The 18,279-nt window shown below is 41.9% G+C and carries 24 protein-coding genes; 17 read left to right on the forward strand and 7 right to left on the reverse strand.

The genetic code is table 11. The features are described 5' to 3' along the window. Position 1 precedes the first annotated feature (1 nt). The 6 genes from U736_RS0106165 to U736_RS0106190 all read left to right on the forward strand — a co-directional run bounded on the left by U736_RS0106165 (position 2) and on the right by U736_RS0106190 (position 5,777). Positions 2-3,145, forward strand: a complete 3,144-nt coding sequence (locus U736_RS0106165; protein ID WP_026500483.1) for a DUF4815 domain-containing protein — start codon at positions 2-4, stop codon at positions 3,143-3,145. A gap of 14 nt (positions 3,146-3,159) precedes the next feature. After that, positions 3,160-4,515 carry a Bgr_08870 family protein gene (locus U736_RS0106170; protein WP_026500484.1) on the forward strand — a complete coding sequence of 452 codons (1,356 nt, stop codon included), beginning with the start codon at positions 3,160-3,162 and terminating at the stop codon, positions 4,513-4,515. Between the two features lie 9 nt (positions 4,516-4,524). Beyond that, complete coding sequence (locus U736_RS0106175) at positions 4,525-4,770, forward strand: hypothetical protein (RefSeq protein ID WP_015856246.1); 246 nt, start codon at positions 4,525-4,527, stop codon at positions 4,768-4,770. 119 nt (positions 4,771-4,889) lie between these two features. Further along, on the forward strand, positions 4,890-5,078 hold the full coding sequence (locus tag U736_RS0106180) for a hypothetical protein (RefSeq protein ID WP_026500485.1): 189 nt from the start codon (positions 4,890-4,892) through the stop codon (positions 5,076-5,078). Positions 5,079-5,179: 101 nt separating this feature from the next. After that, a complete protein-coding gene (locus U736_RS0106185; RefSeq protein ID WP_015856245.1) occupies positions 5,180-5,458 on the forward strand; it encodes a type II toxin-antitoxin system RelE/ParE family toxin in 279 nt (92 codons plus the stop codon). Between the two features lie 10 nt (positions 5,459-5,468). Further along, the gene (locus tag U736_RS0106190; RefSeq protein ID WP_004856867.1) at positions 5,469-5,777 is read left to right on the forward strand and encodes a HigA family addiction module antitoxin; all 309 of its coding nucleotides are present in this window, start codon (positions 5,469-5,471) and stop codon (positions 5,775-5,777) included. A gap of 75 nt (positions 5,778-5,852) precedes the next feature. Here U736_RS0106190 and U736_RS0106195 read toward each other — a convergent pair whose 3' ends face one another. After that, a complete protein-coding gene (locus U736_RS0106195) occupies positions 5,853-6,104 on the reverse strand; it encodes a type II toxin-antitoxin system Phd/YefM family antitoxin (RefSeq protein ID WP_015856244.1) in 252 nt (83 codons plus the stop codon). Between the two features lie 222 nt (positions 6,105-6,326). Then, the gene (locus tag U736_RS0106200) at positions 6,327-6,917 is read right to left on the reverse strand and encodes a phage antirepressor Ant (RefSeq protein ID WP_015856243.1); all 591 of its coding nucleotides are present in this window, start codon (positions 6,915-6,917) and stop codon (positions 6,327-6,329) included. Positions 6,918-7,273: 356 nt separating this feature from the next. On the opposite strand from U736_RS0106200, the gene U736_RS0106205 reads away from it, so the two are divergent. The 8 genes from U736_RS0106205 to U736_RS0106235 are packed head-to-tail and all read left to right on the forward strand — an operon-like array spanning position 7,274 to position 13,428. Next, the gene (locus U736_RS0106205; protein WP_015856242.1) at positions 7,274-8,485 is read left to right on the forward strand and encodes a phage tail sheath subtilisin-like domain-containing protein; all 1,212 of its coding nucleotides are present in this window, start codon (positions 7,274-7,276) and stop codon (positions 8,483-8,485) included. After that, the gene (locus tag U736_RS0106210; RefSeq protein ID WP_012754716.1) at positions 8,485-8,991 is read left to right on the forward strand and encodes a phage major tail tube protein; all 507 of its coding nucleotides are present in this window, start codon (positions 8,485-8,487) and stop codon (positions 8,989-8,991) included. The genes U736_RS0106205 and U736_RS0106210 overlap by 1 nt, the downstream gene beginning before the upstream one ends. Positions 8,992-8,993: 2 nt before the next feature. Further along, complete coding sequence (locus U736_RS0106215; protein WP_015857123.1) at positions 8,994-9,281, forward strand: phage tail assembly protein; 288 nt, start codon at positions 8,994-8,996, stop codon at positions 9,279-9,281. Between the two features lie 47 nt (positions 9,282-9,328). Further along, the gene (locus U736_RS12800; protein WP_244395846.1) at positions 9,329-9,391 is read left to right on the forward strand and encodes a GpE family phage tail protein; all 63 of its coding nucleotides are present in this window, start codon (positions 9,329-9,331) and stop codon (positions 9,389-9,391) included. Continuing rightward, a complete protein-coding gene (locus tag U736_RS0106220) occupies positions 9,388-11,520 on the forward strand; it encodes a phage tail tape measure protein (RefSeq protein ID WP_026500486.1) in 2,133 nt (710 codons plus the stop codon). Before U736_RS12800 ends, U736_RS0106220 begins: the two co-directional genes overlap by 4 nt. A gap of 5 nt (positions 11,521-11,525) precedes the next feature. After that, positions 11,526-11,906 (forward strand): phage tail protein, encoded by a 381-nt coding sequence (locus tag U736_RS0106225; protein WP_006589081.1) that lies wholly within the window; start codon positions 11,526-11,528, stop codon positions 11,904-11,906. After that, the gene (locus U736_RS0106230) at positions 11,903-12,127 is read left to right on the forward strand and encodes a tail protein X (protein ID WP_026500487.1); all 225 of its coding nucleotides are present in this window, start codon (positions 11,903-11,905) and stop codon (positions 12,125-12,127) included. The genes U736_RS0106225 and U736_RS0106230 overlap by 4 nt, the downstream gene beginning before the upstream one ends. After that, on the forward strand, positions 12,124-13,428 hold the full coding sequence (locus U736_RS0106235) for a contractile injection system protein, VgrG/Pvc8 family (RefSeq protein WP_026500488.1): 1,305 nt from the start codon (positions 12,124-12,126) through the stop codon (positions 13,426-13,428). The genes U736_RS0106230 and U736_RS0106235 overlap by 4 nt, the downstream gene beginning before the upstream one ends. An 84-nt stretch (positions 13,429-13,512) precedes the next feature. On the opposite strand, the gene U736_RS0106240 is transcribed toward U736_RS0106235, so the two are convergent. Together U736_RS0106240 and U736_RS0106245 are read right to left on the reverse strand one after the other, a co-directional pair. Then, a complete protein-coding gene (locus U736_RS0106240; RefSeq protein WP_012754712.1) occupies positions 13,513-13,833 on the reverse strand; it encodes an addiction module antidote protein in 321 nt (106 codons plus the stop codon). After that, the gene (locus U736_RS0106245; protein WP_006589072.1) at positions 13,820-14,122 is read right to left on the reverse strand and encodes a type II toxin-antitoxin system RelE/ParE family toxin; all 303 of its coding nucleotides are present in this window, start codon (positions 14,120-14,122) and stop codon (positions 13,820-13,822) included. Before U736_RS0106245 ends, U736_RS0106240 begins: the two co-directional genes overlap by 14 nt. A gap of 159 nt (positions 14,123-14,281) precedes the next feature. Between U736_RS0106245 and U736_RS0106250 the strand changes: the two genes are divergently transcribed. The 3 genes from U736_RS0106250 to U736_RS0106260 all read left to right on the forward strand — a co-directional run bounded on the left by U736_RS0106250 (position 14,282) and on the right by U736_RS0106260 (position 15,512). After that, on the forward strand, positions 14,282-14,944 hold the full coding sequence (locus U736_RS0106250) for a lysozyme (RefSeq protein WP_012754711.1): 663 nt from the start codon (positions 14,282-14,284) through the stop codon (positions 14,942-14,944). Next, entirely contained in the window at positions 14,941-15,168 is a 228-nt protein-coding gene (locus U736_RS0106255; RefSeq protein WP_012754710.1) for a hypothetical protein, read from the forward strand. The genes U736_RS0106250 and U736_RS0106255 overlap by 4 nt, the downstream gene beginning before the upstream one ends. Before the next feature lie 131 nt (positions 15,169-15,299). After that, a complete protein-coding gene (locus tag U736_RS0106260; protein WP_015856478.1) occupies positions 15,300-15,512 on the forward strand; it encodes a hypothetical protein in 213 nt (70 codons plus the stop codon). A gap of 224 nt (positions 15,513-15,736) precedes the next feature. On the opposite strand, the gene U736_RS0106265 is transcribed toward U736_RS0106260, so the two are convergent. The 3 genes from U736_RS0106265 to U736_RS11035 form a co-directional block, all read right to left on the reverse strand. Next, positions 15,737-16,894: a tyrosine-type recombinase/integrase gene (locus U736_RS0106265; RefSeq protein WP_012754708.1), complete on the reverse strand. Its 1,158-nt coding sequence runs from the start codon at positions 16,892-16,894 to the stop codon at positions 15,737-15,739. A 304-nt stretch (positions 16,895-17,198) separates the two neighbouring features. Continuing rightward, positions 17,199-17,573 carry a helix-turn-helix domain-containing protein gene (locus U736_RS0106270; protein ID WP_012754707.1) on the reverse strand — a complete coding sequence of 125 codons (375 nt, stop codon included), beginning with the start codon at positions 17,571-17,573 and terminating at the stop codon, positions 17,199-17,201. A gap of 64 nt (positions 17,574-17,637) precedes the next feature. Beyond that, a partial coding sequence (locus U736_RS11035) for a DNA adenine methylase (RefSeq protein WP_034451845.1) occupies positions 17,638-18,279 on the reverse strand: 642 nt, incomplete at its 5' end.

Raw genomic sequence — 18,279 nt, forward strand, 5'->3', positions numbered from 1 at the left:
CATGAAGCATGAAAGTGGTCTACCGTTTGCAATTGACAGATCTCGCGGCAAAGAGGAACAACAAAGCGTTGTCTTTTATGGCACGCGTCCCTTTATTCAAAGTGGTGAACTGAATGAAGTTCAAACCATTATAAGGGGACGGCATGACCGTTTGGGGCGCCTTGTTGCACAAGAAGGAGACCGTGTTGAACGGGCTGATGCTTTTGTCAACAAAGAGACAAGGACCGTAACGTTAACGGATGGCAAGATTTATATTGCCGGTGATATCTTTCCGGTCTCTGAAGCTGTACTCAACAATGTTGCCATGATTGGACGCTTGGAAATTGGTGTGAAGCTACAAAAAAAATGGGTGACATATGAGGATGATCCAGAGCTGTTGGGGCAAGTCCCTGGCACCTTGGCAGAAGGAGAGCCTGGTGCCGCACGCGAAACAGCAAAGCTTGTTTGGGCACTCAAAGAGGATGCGCAAAGTGGCACTTTCTTTCCCGTTTATATTTTACAAGATGGTGTTCTGATTGATCAAAAATCCCCATCACTGCTTGAACCCGCCATGCAAGCCATTGCGACATATGACCGTGCCCATGGGCATTATATCGTGAGTGGCTGCCGTGTAAGCGCTTTAGGACAAAACAACGGTTGCCAAGTCTTTAGTATTCAAGAAGGAGAAGCCAATATCAATGGCTTTAAACGCAAGCGCTTAGCCGCCTTGCGCCATGAAGAGGTGGAGGATTTTTCGACAAGCGTTGTTCCAAGCGAAACGCATATTTTTGCGCCTCCAAAAGGGAAAACAAGCTTTACCTTTAAACCCTATTATTTTCCTATTGCCGATATTCAGTCTCTTTTATTGACAAAAGAAAAAACCGTTAACGTCACCCGTGGTGCAGTTGCCGCAGGGCGTGATGGTGTTCCCGATAAAAGCATCACCGCGTTTATCAAAGTCGTTCAAGGAAGCAAGGAATTTAAAGAAGGCACAGATTTTAAAAAAACCGGAGACACCATTGATTGGGCACCCGTGGGAGACGAACCTTTACCGGGGAGCAGCTATAAGGTGACTTACCGTTACCGCGCAAAAATCACGGCTGAGAAAGTAACGGCAAAGGAAATCACCGTCTCAGGGGGGGCGCAAGGTGGTGATATTATCGTCAGTTACACTTACAAATTGCCCCGCATTGACCGTATCGGATTCAACACAGGGGGCAATGTGGTTTACATCAAAGGCATTTCATCAGATCACCCTATGGCACCCAGTGTCCCTGATGATGTGTTGTCCCTTGCAACGATCACCAACAATTGGCTTGAAACGCCGGTTGTGGTTAATGATGGCACACGGGTTGCCCCCTATGATGAGATGTGGCGTTATTTTCAACGGGTGCTCTCCCTTGACCGGTTGATGCAGTTAGAGCGCATTAAAAGCAATGTGGACTCTAAAGAGCCTGTTGCCAAAAAAGGCATGTTTGCTGATCCCTTTCTTGATGATCGTTACAGAGATGAAGGCTTTCAACAAACCGGCGCAGTTGGCAACGGCATTTTGCAGCTTGCTATTGACCCAACCTTTTACACTGCTCCTTTGAAAACGCCCGTCACCCTTGACTGGACAAATGAAGTGATCATTGCGCAAGAGTTGACAACGGCTTGCGAAAAAATCAACCCCTATCAAAATTTTGCACCCCTGCCTGGTACAGTAACCCTTGAACCCGCGACAGACTTTTGGCACGAACAGCGCACCGATTGGCTCTCGGGTATCACCAATCAGATCATCATGGGCAGGAACCGTGGCAGAACTATCCGTAACACAGAAATGCGTGATGATCTCATCAATGAGACTCAAGAGCAAATCGATTTTTTGAGACAAATTACCCTTCACTTCAAAATTGAAGGTCTTGGCAGTAGAGAAATCTTGGAAAGTCTTACCTTTGATGGTGTGAATGTCTTGCCAGCAAGCCGCCTTGTTGCCGATAGCAAGGGCACCCTTGAGGGCACTTTTAAGATTCCACAAAACATTACGGCTGGCACAAAAAATGTTGTGGCACGGGGGAAAGGTGGAACAATTGCAACGGGGCTTTTTACCGGTCAAGGTGTGATTGATGTGAAAGTGATGCGGCGCACCACAACGGTGAAGATATGGACACAAGTCGACCCACAAGCGCAAGTTTTTACACCGGATGAAACACGGCAAATCACAGGAATTGACTTTCATCTTTGCAAAATCGGTAATCAAAACCATGATCTGGTGATTGATTTGGTCACCACAGAAAATGGCTATCCGACCGCCGATATTCAAGCACAAAGCTTTTATTCTATGAAGGGCGCAAAGCTAGGGTGGGCAGAGGCACGCTATGATGTACCACTCCTTGTGATGGATGACCGCTTAACGGCTTTCGTTATCAAGACAGATGATGCTGACCATTCCGTCTCTTTAGCAAAGCTTGGGGATTTTGATGCAGAACACCAGAGATACGTCTCAAGCCACCCTTACGTGACCGGTCCACGCTTTTCTTCAGTTAACGCACAAAGCTGGACCGCTCATCAAGATGAGGCTTTAGCCTTTCGCGTCTTGGCAGCCCGTTACACACAAACAGAAAAAACCATTGATCTTGGCACATTTGATCTTGTTGACTGCTCTGATTTACAAATACGCGCAGCCATTGAATTGCCTTCAAGCGATTGTTCTGTCATCTTTGAAATTGAACGAAACAATGGCACGGTTTATCAACTGCTTCCCTTTCAATTGCTAAGCCTTACCGAATATATCAGTGAAAAGGTAAAGCTTCGCGCCATTCTCAAAGGCACAGAGAAGCTCTCACCCGTCTTGTTTGCGCCTGTTCAATTGATCGCGGGGAAGATTCATAAGGAAGCTACTTATGTCACCCGTGCTTTTACCTTTGGGGAAAAGGCAAGGTTAACGAGCTATATCAAAACATTTTTACCGGGCGGTGCAACCTTTTCACTGGAGATGCAACTGGATGATGGTGCTTTTGTTCCTCTCACATTAGAGGAAACAGAGCAACTTGCCGAGCCGCTTTGGACAGAGCGCAAATTTGTGAGCAGCGATAAGACAGCCAAACAAGCACGCTTGAAACTCATGCTTACCGGTGGACCAGCAGCGCGGTCAATGGTGAGTGATTTTGGCGCCGGCATATTGTGATGGGAGAATGAGAGATGACCAAAACCAAAAAACTCGACATGGAATTGCCTAAAGAAGGACGCTTTATCAGTTCTGAATTCCCAATCTTGCGGGAAAACTTGACCAAAATTGATCAAGCCATTGTTGATATTGAGGAAAAGGTAGACGAAAAAGCGCCTTCAAAACACACGCATAGCATAAGTGATGTCACAGATCTTGAAGCAGCCCTGAAGTCCAAGATGGCAGCGGATAAAACCTTCTCATTTGCTGATTTAAGCGATATCGAGGGTGCACAAGATGCCGCCAATAATTATGTTCTCTATAAATCAAGCAACAATCACTTTACCTTTGGCAGTGCGATATCACTTTTAGGAACGCACCAGCATAAAACCGAAGATATTGTGGGGCTTGACGATTTTAGAGCCAAGATTAACGAAGATCTCACAGCCTATGGTCGCCTAAAACAAGCCAATGAATGGCAGAATTATAATAAATTTACCAGCAAAGTCACTATGAGTGGTAGTTTAGAGCTGTTGGGTAATTCGTCGTTTAACCTTATCCATAACAACAAAGTCGTTAGCAGTCTAAGCACAACCGGAAGCATGTTGAAGGGACCTCTTAAAGTTGATGGTGCGGAAGTTTATAGCAAAAATGAAGCTCTTGTTGCTCTTCAAGAAATACGTGATGAAATCACGAAATTAAGAAAAGCGACGTCCCCCCTTGAAATCCTCATGACAGAAAGTGGGGCCATTCCATGGCCTGAAGGTATGACCGATAACACAGGAATCGAAATATGGGCATGGGGTGGTGGCGGAGGTGGGGGAGATGGGGCCAAAGGTAAATCCAGCTACGGTGGCGGCGGCGGCAGTGGAGGCCAAAGTGTGTATGTTAAAATTAAAGCTTCACAGTTAAAATCCGCAAAAATTATTGAAATTGGTCGAGGTGGACGAGGCGCTTCTCCGGGAGGCGGTGGAGGTGTTGGTGGTTATACACGCATTGAAGGAATTATTACAGCATATGGGGGGGCAGGAGGAGGTGGTGGTGGCAGCGGCGGCGTATCAAGTTTCAATGGTAGTTTTGGGGGCGATGCTAGTTCTAATGGTTATAGAGGTAGTTCTTTTATTTACGCTGGTGGGAATGGCGGCAACGGTGGTAGTGGTCATGGTGGAAATTCTTTTTTTGGCGGCGGCGGCGGTGGGGGTGCTGGTGCTAATAATGGTAACGGCGGTTATGGCGGAGAGAGCCATAAAGGTGGCAGAGGTGGTAAAGGCTGCAAAGGCAGTGGACAAGGAGGAGGTGGTGGTGGTGGTTATTTCCCAGGAGAAGATGGTGGTGTTGGTAAAGGAGGAAATGGCGGTAATGGAGCAGTGTTGTTGATATTTTTTATATAGGAGCACTTCATGGAATATGCAGTTGTTGAAAATGGTGTGGTAACAAATATTATCGTAGCATCAGAAGATTATATTCACGCCCTTGATGGTGAAGCTATCCCTTCAAGTGAAGCGCAGATCGGCTGGACTTATAAGGACGGAGTCTTCTCTCCTCCTATTGTTGATGAAAACACAAAACAGCTCTCATCTACTAAAATGGCAGAAATAGACGCACCCGTAGAGCCTGTAAAAGAACAGCAAGAGAAAGTTGATTAATTCTAGGCGATAAGGCTTGTATGATTTTCTTTCTTTAAAACCATTTTTGACTGACAGTGTCAGTCTTATGAGAGAGTGTAGATGATTGTTATGGTCTCTTCATTGATTTGGAGAGCAAGATGACAATAGAATTTAAACTTCGTATTCACTTTATTAAGAATGGCAAGGGATCTAAGTTTTTAGCAATATTTGATCAGACAGCCGTTGGTATGGTCGTAAAATCCTTGATGTTAACGTGCAAACTTATCCCTTCCATGCGCCTATCCTTCTCTTTACGCATGAGGTGGAGAAAAGAAAAACAAGTCTAGACGATAAGGCTTTCTAATGGAATGTTACTGTTTTTTCCATTTTAGCACTTATAATGTAAGCTATTTGTTGACATTAGCAGTATTTTACGCTATATAAAAGAATGATTAAAACGTTTAAAAGCAAAACATTGGCAGAATTATTCAAAACGGGAAATTCATCCAAGATTGATAAGAAACTTGTAAAACGTATCATGGTTCGTCTTGATCGTTTAGATATTTCTGAAAGACCAGAAGATATGAATCTTCCAGGATTCAACTTTCATTCTTTGATTGGATATTCACCCACGCGTTACACTGTCCACGTTAACGGACCATGGTGTATTACCTTTGAATTTTACTCATGTAATGCTTACCGTGTTGATCTTGAACAATATCACTAAGGATACAGTTATGAATGACATTCCTGCACAAAGAGATAAAAACCGTTGTCCTACTCATCCGGGAGAAGTTTTAGCAGAAATTATTCCTGAAACAGGCAAAACAAAATCAGAAATTGCGCAGATGCTTGGTATATCACGCCAACATCTCTACGATATTCTGAACGCAAAAAAGCCTGTTTCTCCTGCTGTTTCCGCTTGTCTTGGCAAAATGTTTGGTGATGGAGCTGCTATATGGTTACGTATGCAAGCCAATTATGATGCGTGGCATGCTGAACGCGAAACAAATGTTAGCAAAGTTCCAACACTTCACGCTGTTTGATCTCTTCCTCACTTTGAAGAGACGATGTTTTATGAAATACTGGATAAATAATAATATTGAACAACATCCCCTGCTTTAAACATGTTCGTCGCCATTTAAAATATCATCTAAACCACGATCTAAGTCGTCTAATATATTTTGCGGTGCATCTGCATAAACAAAAGATTGTATACGAGAACGCGCTTTTATTAATTCATGATATAAATCAACAGGAAGCATAATGATTTTCTCACGACCTCGCTTTGTTAAAGCTACAGGTTTAGACATAGCCTCATCTAAAATATCGCCTGCCCCGCGGTTTACATCTGTAAAACTATATTTTTTCATATGCACATCCTATCTTTAATGTATCATACATATTATACGTATAATACGTATTATGTAAAGATATTTTACGGCATTAACCACCTCCCCGCTTTTGAAACGAGGAGATAAAATTATGTTGTAGGTCTAAGCTACTTTTGCAATCGGGTTTGCTAAAACCCTTTGCTATTCACTCGCATTTGAAATGCGAATGAACCAAAATCCTTATGATTTGCTGTTTTAAAGTTAAGCAGCTTTCACAACAGATTTTGCTAAGACCTTTTTTGCTTCTTTAATGAGAGCTTTATATTTTCTATTTTCTTCATCGACTCTAAAAGCATCAAGAAGACGCATATGAATTGGACCTAAAAGATACAAAACTTTTTCACCAGGTTTCATACCTTCCCAATAACTTGGCAAATCAAAGCGTGTATCATTATTATAATCAACAGATTGGCTTTTTAGTTTCTTTTCACACTCAATAAAGTAACGACGTGCTTGACGTCCTTTCTCGTTACGTTCCACCATTGAGAGCTCTTTCGCCATGTCTAAGGTGAGGTGATATTCTGTACTTGGACGACCGCCTTTAGGTTTTACTAAATTTTTAGTAAAACTCACAACGCCTTGATTTTCCTGAAAGGTATTAGGTTTTACTCTTTTTTGAGTAAAACTCACAAAGTCCTGATTTTCTTGAAAAGAATATTCTTCAATCCGTCGTGAAATCCAATCGTTGAAGCGTATATTAACTTTTAAAAACGTATGCAACTCGCGTGCGTTAACAGTTTGAACAGTTTCTTGTCCAATGATTTGTTCTGTAATTTTAATAAGAGTGTTCATGAGAACTCCTTGTTGTTAGACGTTTTTCATTGACATTTTTTATAAAAATGCCGGGTGCTGAAAAACACGGCAACAAGCCCGTCGTTATGCCTTTCCCCCGAAAGGGTATTGTATAGCGTAACCACACCCGACAAAGCTATTATATGCGTGTAGCATATAATGAGTCAAAGTCTTTAATGTACAGAAGACTGATTATTTCGGTAACCAATCCGCTTGTTGTTTTAAGGTGTTTTTCAAGCACCTTTGTATGAATCTAACGATTTTGAATATTTTGTCAAGTCGTTCTCAAAAGCGGCTTTTTACCTCTCATTTTTCACATTCACTTCATTAGCCACTATTTTAAAGGAGCATAAAGTATGGCAACAGGTTTTCTACACAGTGTTGAAGTTGTCGAGGTTGACGACGGCACCCGCCCCCTTCGCGCGGTTCAGTCTGCCGTTATCGGGATTGTTGGCACGGCGCCCGATGCTGATGAACAAGCCTTTCCTCTTAACACACCCGTTTTGGTTACCGGTTCTCTTTCACAAGCTGCTAAACTGGATAAAACAGGCAAGCGTCAAGGCACCCTACCCAATGCCCTTGATCTTATTTTCAAGCAAGTGGGAGCTATTGTTGTTGTCGTGCGCGTGAACGAGGGTGACAATGAAAATGCAACACTCACCAATATTCTGGGTGGTGTAAACGCAAATGGTGCTTATGAAGGTGTTCATGCTTTCATTGGAGCACAATCCATTGTAGGACAAACACCACGCATTCTGATTGCGCCAGGCTTTACACATCAACGCCCTTCCAGTGTGAATATTGAAGAGAATGGAACTGGTGCAACTGCCAACCCCGTCGCAGCAGAACTGATTGGCATTGCAGAGCGTCTGCGTGCTATTGTGGTGCTTGATGCACCAAACACAACAGATGAAGCATCCCTTGCCGCAGCAAAGGATTTTGATTCAAAGCGCGCCATTATCGTTGACCCTTTTGTAAAGGTGAATCGTGATGGAAAAATTGTAGAACAGCCAGCAAGTGCAGCAGTTGCAGGTGTCATTGCTAAAACTGATTTTACACACGGTTTTTGGCATTCCCCTTCAAACAAAGTGATCAATGGCATTATTGGAACTGCGCGCCCCATTGATTTTTCCATTGGGGACAGATCAAGCCGCGCCAACCTTCTTAACGAACAAAACATCACAACAATTATCCGCGAAAATGGTTATCGTCTTTGGGGTAATCGCACCCTTTCAAGCGATACAAAATTTGCTTTCTTATCGGTGGTGAGAACCGCAGATATGATCAATGATGCCATTTTGCGCGGGCATCTATGGGCTGTCGACCGCAATATCAAAAAAACCTACATGCATGACGTAAGTGAAAGCGTCAATGCCTATTTGCGTGATTTAAAAGCACAAGGCGCCATTCTTGGTGGGCGTTGTACGCCTGATCCAGAGTTGAATACAGCAAGCGCTATTGAAGGCGGCAGAGTCTATTTCAATGTTGAGTTCACACCAACAACACCAGCAGAACACATCACATTCCGTTCACGCATTGTGAATGATTATTTAGAGGAGATTTTTTAATGGCTATCCCCGTTTTACCAAGAGTTTTGAAATATTTTAACATTTTTGTCGACGGCATTCCCTATCAAGCAAAATGTGAAAGCGTAACATTACCAAATTTGAACTTGGTTGTTGAAAGTTATCGTGGCGGAGGCATGGATAGCTCTATTGAAGTTGACCTTGGTCTTGAAACTCTCATTCTCACCATGACCATTTCTGATTGCTCTCCAGAGTTGATGGCACTGTTGGGGCGCACTGATGTCGATATTTCATTGAGAAGTTCAATGCAAGCGCAAGGCACACCAGCAGAAGGTGTTGTCATTACCATGAGAGGACTATGCAAAGGCTTTGAAATGGCAGAATGGCAACCGGGGAGCAAAGCTACATCCACGGCTACATTTACATTGCAGTATTTTAAATATGTCCAGAAGGACGTTGAAATTGTTGAGATAGACGCCCTCAACATGGTGAGGAGATTCAATGGCGTCAATCAATTAGCAGATCATAGAGAAAACATAGGATTATAAAAATGACAGTACAAACAAGCATTACACATAAATTACTTGTACCGATTACCTTTGAAGGAAAAGAACATACCGAAATCAACTTACGGCGCCCGAAATATAAAGACTTAAAAGCGACCTTTAAGGAAGACGATGCTGATCAGTTAGAATTCATTACTTCACGCCTTTCTGGCTGGCCCATAGATGCCGTTGAGGAAATTGATCCTTATGACATGGAAGATATTCGTGAGATTATAGATTTTTTTTCAAGTCGGCGGGCTTCCAAGACTGCGAAACTGCCGCGAAACTCATAGCCGATATTGCCATTGTTTTTCATTGGCCACTTTCAGACATGATGGAAATGGAACTGGAAGAATTGGTCTTTTGGCGAAATCAAGCAGCAGAAAGGTATAAGACAAAATGAGTGAAAAAGTTGCTGATGCAAAGGTGAGATTATCTCTTGAAGACAAACTCACCGCACCTCTTAAACATCTTCAGAAAAAATTCGATACATTGTCAAAAACACTCTCACTGAGATTGAGTATTCCACGCTTTTCTGCTGCTGTCAAAAACATGACGTCAAGTTTGAAAGGTGTTCAAAGTGCTCTTGGAGTGGCGGCAAGCCGTGCTTCGGTCTTTACTGGTGCTTTAGGGCTTGCTGGTGGTGGACTTGTGGCAAGTGTAACCGCCCTCACCATGAAAACCATGCATCTGGGGGATAGTCTTCACCACGCATCACGACATTTGGGGATGAGTGTTGCATCGCTTCAATTATGGGGCGATGCAGCCGATAATTCAGGATATTCTGCTGAACTTTTTCAACAATCTCTAGCAACTTTAAATAGGCGTTCTGCGCAAGCATATGCTGGACAAAAAAGAGGCATGATGGGCTTTGAAGCGCTTGGCATTTCTGTCAAAAACGCTTCTGGAAAACTCAAATCAAATTCGGCTTTGTTGGAAGAAATTACCGACAAGATGAGTAAGATGAAAAATCAAGCACAAAGACAGCATATTGCTGCCCTGCTGTTTGGTGGGGATGGCAAGGAAATGGCCGCCATGCTTGCACAAGGCATGGCGCCAATCAAAGAGCTCTTTGCAAAGGCGCGGAAAGGAAAATGGCTGATAGGTGCTGATGTCGCACGCTATGCAGCGGATTTAAGTGACAAGATGGGAGCCTTTAAGAAAAAAATAGGCGGTATCGCGAGCTTTATTGGCGCGCGTTTCATGCCCGTCATCAATGACATGATTGACGGTTTTTCTCGCCTGATTGATGAAAACCGCGACCTCATTCAAACAACCGTTGCGAGCTGGGCGAAAACCTTAAGAAAAGTCTTTAATGATTTGCTTAATCCTACCTCTGATTTAAGAAGAGGCATCAGTGATCTCACAGAGAGAATTAAAGGCTGGTTTCGCTGGCTAGAACCTCTGATTGGTGAAATAACCCTCTTTAAGGTAGGACTTGTAGCACTTGGTTCATTCATTTTTGGTCCACTCATTGCCGCGTTAGCCGCAGCGGGAGCAGCGTTTGTCACACTTGGCTATACTATAATGACGACACCTATCGGGTGGCTAATTGGCGGCATCGCAGCGCTCTTCGTCCTCTATCAATATTGGGACAAACTCAATGGTTGGGTAGCAGCATCTTTAGCCGCGGTTGGGGCAGTTCTTACTGGGGCATTCATTTCGGCAATGGCACCGGCTGCTTCCGCAATTGCTGGTCTTGCTATAACTCTTGTAGCTTCACTCATTCCAGCAATAACTGCCGTTGGTTCTGCTTTTATATCGCTTGGTATCGCAATCATGACCACACCTATCGGCTGGATCGCTGGCGGCATTGCTGCCCTTGTTGGAGTTGGATATCTGCTCTACAAAAATTGGGATACGGTAGTAAGCTTCATAAGCAACTTGTGGAATTCTTTTGCGAGCTTATGTAGTAACGTTTTCAATAACCTCTTGACGCTCTTTAAAAACTTTTCACCACTCTCTTGGATTTCAAAAAAAATCAATGCATTGATTGAGTGGCTGTTTGGGATCAATCTTATGGAAGCAGGGTCCAATCTGATTAACGGGCTTTGGGAAGGTATCAAAAGCCAATGGAATGCTCTGTCTGAATGGTTTAGCGGCATGATAAGCAAATTAACCAGTTGGATGCCTAATTGGATGAAAAAAAAGCTAGGCTTTAATGTCTCAATCAACAAAACTTCAACCCAGACCATTAAAACCTTTACCAATGAAACCAATGCACGCGCAAAAAAAATGCTGGGTACAGTAGTGGTTACAAATACCCCACCTGAAAAACGCAAGAGTGGTTTTAATACAAGTGTCGTTGAAACAGGACAAATGCAAGCAACAAATAAAGTGGGTGCCTTTAAAGCTCCAAAACCCATTACGGTTCACAAACCCGTTGAAGTAGACGCGCGTGTAACCATTACAAATCTCAATATTTCAGTACCAAATGGTCTCAAGGACGAAATCAGAGACGCTGTCAATCAAGCACTTGAACGCTATGCAAAACAGCAACGTTTAGCCATAGCCTCTAGCCTTTCGGATTAAATACCATGATGTTAGCTTTGGGTGGTTTTATCTTTTCCATTGAAACAGCAGCTTATCAAACACTTGATATGTCTTATGGAGTTCCATGGGTAGAGCAAGGGCGATTGGGGAGAAAGGCTGCTCTTCAATTGCCAGCTGTTGCAAATGCGGAATTTTCTTTAGCAGGCGTGATTTATCCAGATTTCAAAGGTGGTCACAGACAGCTCGAATATTTACGGCAAATAGCGCATATGGGACCTCATATTCTTGTGACCGGTCAAGGCAAAATCTTAGGTAAGTTTGTCATTCTTTCTGTAGAGGAAAAACAAAGCGTTTTTCATCATAATGGCACCCCCAAAAAACAAGAATTTACAATAAAATTGAGAGAGTATGGTGAAGATCTATGAGTGACCTTTATATGACCAAAGATGGCGATATGGTGGATGCCATTTGCTGGAAATACTATGCCAAAGGTCAACAAGCGCTTGCTGTTGAACACGTCTATGCAGCGAATTTGGGGCTTGCAGACTATGGACCCATTTTAAAAGCAGGCATCACGATACTCTTACCAATCCTCCCCTATCCGAAAGCCACCCCAGTGATCAGAATTTGGGGTAGCAAATCATGAAACCTTTTTGCATGGTTCTGGCAAATGGAGAAGACATCACCAAAACGCTCATGGATTATGTTTTATCAATTGAAATTACCGATGAAGCAGAAAACAAAAGTGATCGTATCACTATAGAGCTTGATGACCGTGCGCGTGACAGCGATAACGGCTTTCTTGATATTCCTCTTATCGGGACAGTTATTTCTGTAACACTTGGCTATGAAGGCGGAAAAAACCGCGATATGGGAGCCTATCTGATAGACGAAATCTCTGTAAGCAGCCCACCACAAAGCTTAAGCGTGACAGGGCGCGCCGCGTCCATGAATACATCCTACAGAACCCCAAAAAGCCAATCCTATCACCAGCAAACACTCGGTAGCATTATTCAAGAAATAGCAAAACGTAATGGCTACACCCCCAAAGTTGATCCTGCTCTTGCAAAAATTGTTGTGCGTCATATTGACCAAACTGCTGAAAGCGACATGGCTTTTGCCACACGCCTTGCAGAAGAATATGATGCGGTAGCAAAGCCCGTTGATGGCAAACTTGTGCTTGCCAAACGTGGTGAAGGCAAAGCCATCACCGGTGAAACACTCCCTATTATTGTTATTCATGAGAAACATTGCACCTCTTGGGATTTTAAATACAGCGCACGGGATGAAGCAGGTGCAGCCAATGGCTTAGAAACGGATGTGGGGGACGACCAAAAAGCTGCGGCTGATGCACGAGAACCAGAAGAGATTGATGATGAAAACTTTATCCATATGAATGACAATGACAGAGCAGCACCATCACCATCTGAATCGGAAAAAGTAGAAACAACACCTGAGAAAGAAGAAGAAGAGAAAAAAGGCGGTGTTCTCGCAACCTATCATGATATCCGCAGTGGTGAAAAAAAAGAAGTCAAAGTTGGTAATCCGCCGTTTCATGAACTCAAATATACCTACCATAACCAATCAGAGGCTGTTGCGGCCATTGCCGCTTATCGCAATAAATCATCACGCGGTAAGTCTTCTTTCTCATGTGATATCGGTGGTGATCCGTTTGTGCAAGCAGAAGCAAAGCTTGTTCAAGAGCCCCCTTTCCGCCCCTATATTCCAGCAGAATGGCGCATCAAGAGCGTTAAGCACAAACTTGATAAAACGGGTGGTTACACCACAAAAATAGAGTGCGAACTTTTTGATAAAGCGCAAGAAGACACGGCTGGAAACGTTGCAAACACAACACCAGACAAGGATGATACCCTTGATCCAAACGCCCCACCAAACGCATGCGACGAAGGCGAAGGCGTAATCCATATGGATGAAGAGGATACATGATAGGTTATAAACCAGATGTAGAGCCCCTCATTAAAAAGATTGCTTAAGTACCTCCCTTCCCCATCTTTAAAGGTGGGGAGGTAGTCAAGATGCTTCTTCTAAAGCTGTCTGCTCCTTACAATTCTTTTGAATAGGTGTCAAACTCATTTGCAAATTTAAAGCATTCAAAACACTAAGAAAAGTAGAAAGTCGTGGATCACCTTTATCGCTTAAAGAACGATAAAGAGACTCGCGATTTAGTCCTGTCTCTTGAGAAACAGTTGTCATTCCTTGTTTACGCGCAATAATACCTAATACATGTGCAATATAGCCACTATTTTTGGTTTCTAAAGCATCATCTAATAAGATCTTAAAGTCTTCAGGCGTATTAAAATATTCACTTACATCAAATTTAGTAATTTCCATGTTTCATTTCCTTTACTAATTGAAGGGCTTTTTCGATATCTTTTTGTTGTGTGGATTTATCACCAGCATTTAATAACAAAATGATTTGTTTCCCTTGTTTTACAAAATAAATCCTATAGCCCGGTCCATAATTTATTTTTAGTTCACCAATGCCACGGAAATATTTCACGTCTCCTAGAAGCCCATATTCAAGGCGGAAAATACGTGCAGCAATTTTCTTTTGTACTTGTTTGTCTTTTAACGAGTCTAACCACTCTGTAAAATAGTGTGTTTTTTTAACAATAAACATCTGTAGTTTATATGCTACAGAATAAATAATGTCAAATACATTCTTTTGTTCCAATGAAAAAGCGACATGAGTTTTAACAAGCTATCTTTCCGAATGGGAAAGATGTCAATTTTTTAATCCAGCTCTGCTTTTTGCGGGGCTTTTTTTATGGAGAATCATATGCGAAAAATATCATCAGAAGGACTAGCACTTATCAAACAATGGGAAGGTTTGCGTTTGAACGCCTATAAAGATGCCATTGGGGTGTGGACAATAGGTTATGGACATACAAACAGTGCTGGAAAGCCTTTTATTTACGAAGGCATGACAATCACTGAAAAGCAAGCAGAAGAACTTCTTCGCCAAGACTTAAGACAATTTGAAAATGTCGTTGAACAAGCAGTTCAAGTTTCATTAACGGATGAACAATTCGCGGCGTTAGTGTCCTTTTGCTATAATGTAGGAACAGATGCCTTTTGTAACTCGACACTATTAAAAAAGCTCAATCAAGGTGAATATGAAGCTGTCCCTGCAGAGCTACAGAAATGGACCAAAGCAGGCGGGAAGCGTCTTGAAGGTCTCGCACACCGGCGTGCGGCAGAAACAGGCTTATGGGCAAAAGGGGCTTATGTTTCCTCCAATTATCAAATAGTAGAAACGCAAGCACCAACGGGGGTTTTCAAAGCAGAAGCCCTTGCACCGATTATTGGCTCTTTTTCAGGTCTTGGTGGTTTGTTAGCAGGCAATGGACCAATCCAATGGGCATTGGCCACCATTATGATTTTAGCCGCATGTGCTGGCATTTTCTTTGTTGCTAAACGCTTTCAGGAGCACCGCCTATGATCTTATGGTTGAAAAGAAACTTGATGCTAACAGGTGCGGCTTTAGCCGCTTTTTTTATTGCATTAGCTAGAGCATTTACTCTTGGTAAAAAGAGTGAACAGCAAAAGCAAACAGAAAAAGCTTTAAAAGCAGCCACAACACGGCTTGAGGTAGAAAATGAAATTAATCAAAAAAGTGATGCTGATGTGCGTGCTGCTCTCTCTGACTGGTTGCGCGACAAATAAATATGTTTCTTCTTGTGTTGGCTGGTTGCCAATTTATTTAAAACAGCAAGATCTGAACGCCATCAGTTCCAATTTAGCAAGAGAGATCTTAAAGCATAACAAGCAGGGCGAACGTGTGTGTGGGTGGAAACATGGCTAGAAAAAAAACACAAGACGATATAGAGCTTACAGAAGCAGAAAAAGAAATACTTCAAGAAATCATCATGACCTACAAAAGTGTAAAAGTGATGTCTCGTTATACAAAATGGATTGTACTCATTATACTCTTATTAGCGCTTGATTTTTCACGTATTATGGATGCGTTTGTAAGTATTTTTACACAAAAACCAAATATCCGACTCTAAACATACTCTGAGACGCGCGAAATTCTTTAGAAAATGGTTTCTTAATTTTGCTCGTCTCATGGAGGCGATAGAGAATGCCTTCGCCCATTTAAAACAGTGGATTTCAAAAATTAAAACTTCACCCCCTCCCCACTTTTGAGGCAGGGAAAGAGAGATTATACCGTAATCTATCCGCTAATCACTTGAGTGTTTCTTAGATACCTGAATCGACAATAGACATATTATCAAGCCTCTCCTGTTATAAATGAAGCCCACTGTTCCAAGAGAACATGTCGCTGTTCTAAAAAATCCGTTCGCATATAAGCTTTTGTCACTGAACTCCCAACTGAATGGGCAAGAACAGTTTCGGCAATCTCAAATGGTGTTGACGTTGTCTCTGCTATCCAATCCCGTAAGCTTGAACGAAAACCATGGGGACGATAAGTCAAACCACAAACTGTCATATACTTTGCCATGGTGGCATCAGAAATGGGGTTGCCTTTAAGACCAGAAAAGAGAAAACCATTCTTTTCAAAGGGGAGAGTTTCTTCAATAACTCTCAAAGCTTCATCACTTAGTGGCACGCGAAAGTCTGAAACTTTCCCTACAATACCTTTCATGTTTTCTTTTGGTATTGTCCATATATTTTTGTCAATTTGTTCAAGGCGCAAATAGCGCAATGGATATGACCGTGCTCCCGTTAAAATGAGTAACTTCAGTGCTAAATTTGAAAGGATATCATCCTTTAAGTTTTGATAAAAAGCCGGAACTTCTTGCCATGGCATAGCAGGAATATTTGTTGATGTCGCACGTGGTTTTCCTAAAAGAGCGCGTGCTTTCATACAAGCCTGTAAATCAACATCTAAACCAAGAGCCGCAGCATATTTCAAACAAATATTGATACGGTTAAGTGCTTTTCGCGCTGTATCCGCTTTTTCATGCCAAAGGGGTGAGAGAACATTGCGAATAATATTGGCTGTTAATTTTTCTATAGGTAAATTACCTATGTGTGGAATAACATGCAACTCTAGTGGAGAAAACCAGCGACCGTTTTTGCCTTCATTTTTCAACTCTGCTTTTTTGCTTTCAAAAGCCGCTTTTGCAATTTCTTGAAAAATATTGCTTTGCTGTTTTAAAATAGTCTGTTCTCGAAAGACAATAGGATCATTGCCTTCTTTAAGAATATCACTATAATATCTTGTAAGCTCACGCGCTTCTTTTAAAGAGAGTTTCGTAACAGGACCAAGTCCCATTTCACGGCGCTTATTGTGGTGCGTATAGCGAAAAAACCAAGAGCGTGTATTGTCTTTTCGAACATTCAACCACAACCCTGCCCCGTCACAATATTTACCCTGCGGAGACGTCTTTACGAATGATGCTGATAACCGATGAATCGCCCTCACTTAACGTCCCCTCTCGTCCACCTTTTCAAGCATTGCTCGTCCACCTTTTTGGGTCCACCTTTTAGACCACCTTTAATTTCTGATTTGAGATTTTTTCTTTAATACTTAATTTTTTTATTGAATCATAAAAAGCTATAAACATCAATATGCTCTTGCGCACCTTGATACAACTTGATTCTTGTTGCTAAAGCCTGATTCGCTCTCTGGGGGCACCATACTCTTTTTTATCTAAAATAATTTATTGAGTTTCCATATGTTTTTTACAGTGAGGGATACGTAAATAAAAGTTGGGGAATAGGATTTTCTAACATTTCTCTATAAAGCACGCTTCGCACAATGTTTCTAATGTTTCTTTGAAGTCTGCTAACGCTTCTTGATGTAAGCCATCTAAAAGTCTCATAAACGCAACAATAGTTTCACGTTGCAACGGAGTAGAAGACTTTATTATGATGCTTTTTCGACAAAAATAGGCTTCTTTTTTTAAGAGAGAAGCCATAGCTTTATCTAAACCATAAAGCTCTATGATCTTTTCCTCCAGTCCTACAGGAACAGATTTTTTGCCAATTTCTACAGAAGATAAAAATGCTACAGATATGTCTAATTTCTTAGCCATATCTAAAAGGCGTTCTGAGTGATCAACGCGAAGTTTACGTAAAATTTTACCAAAGGGTGTAAGCATATAAAAAGTCCTATTAGAGAAGAAATATTTCTTCTGATTCTAACAAATCTTTTTATGATTTTCCTCAATTATTGCGAATCAAGAGTTCTTTTCGGGGTATTTTTTTAGCCGTACCTGCTGCCCAAAGGGTCTCTAATTCTAAAAAGTCAAAATCCCTAAAAATCTCTCGAACCGCATCACAATCATTCAGACTCAAGACAAATTTACCTTGGATTCCTTTGAGAACTTTTGCCATGTTCACAAAATCATCTTCAACAAAATTTCCAAAACTATAACACTTCTTCTTTACAAGATAAGGCGGGTCTAGGTAAAATAAACTGTCGGGTGCATCAAAAAGTTCAACAACCCGCTCCCACGACAAATTTAAGATTGTCGTATCAAGAAGCTTCTGTCTAACACGCCGCATCCTTGATAACAGCTTATCGGGATTAAACTCTGCCGTTCTTTTTCTTCCAAATCTAAAAGAAACATAATCTTTTTGCCCATACATCACACAACGTTGGAGAAACAAAAAACGTGCGGCTCTTTCAACTTTGGAGAGGCTCTCTGGTTCAATAGCCGCAAGTTCAAAAAACAACTGTCTTGAACAAACAAACCATTCTAGTCGTTTGGCTAAATCATCAAAGTCATTTTGAACACATTGAAACAGATTCGTGATCTCTCCATTCAAATCATTAATCACGGAATATTTTGCTGGTCTTTTATT

Origin of the sequence: Bartonella grahamii ATCC 700132 (genome assembly GCF_000518085.1) — a bacterium.
Classification (GTDB): domain Bacteria; phylum Pseudomonadota; class Alphaproteobacteria; order Rhizobiales; family Rhizobiaceae; genus Bartonella; species Bartonella grahamii.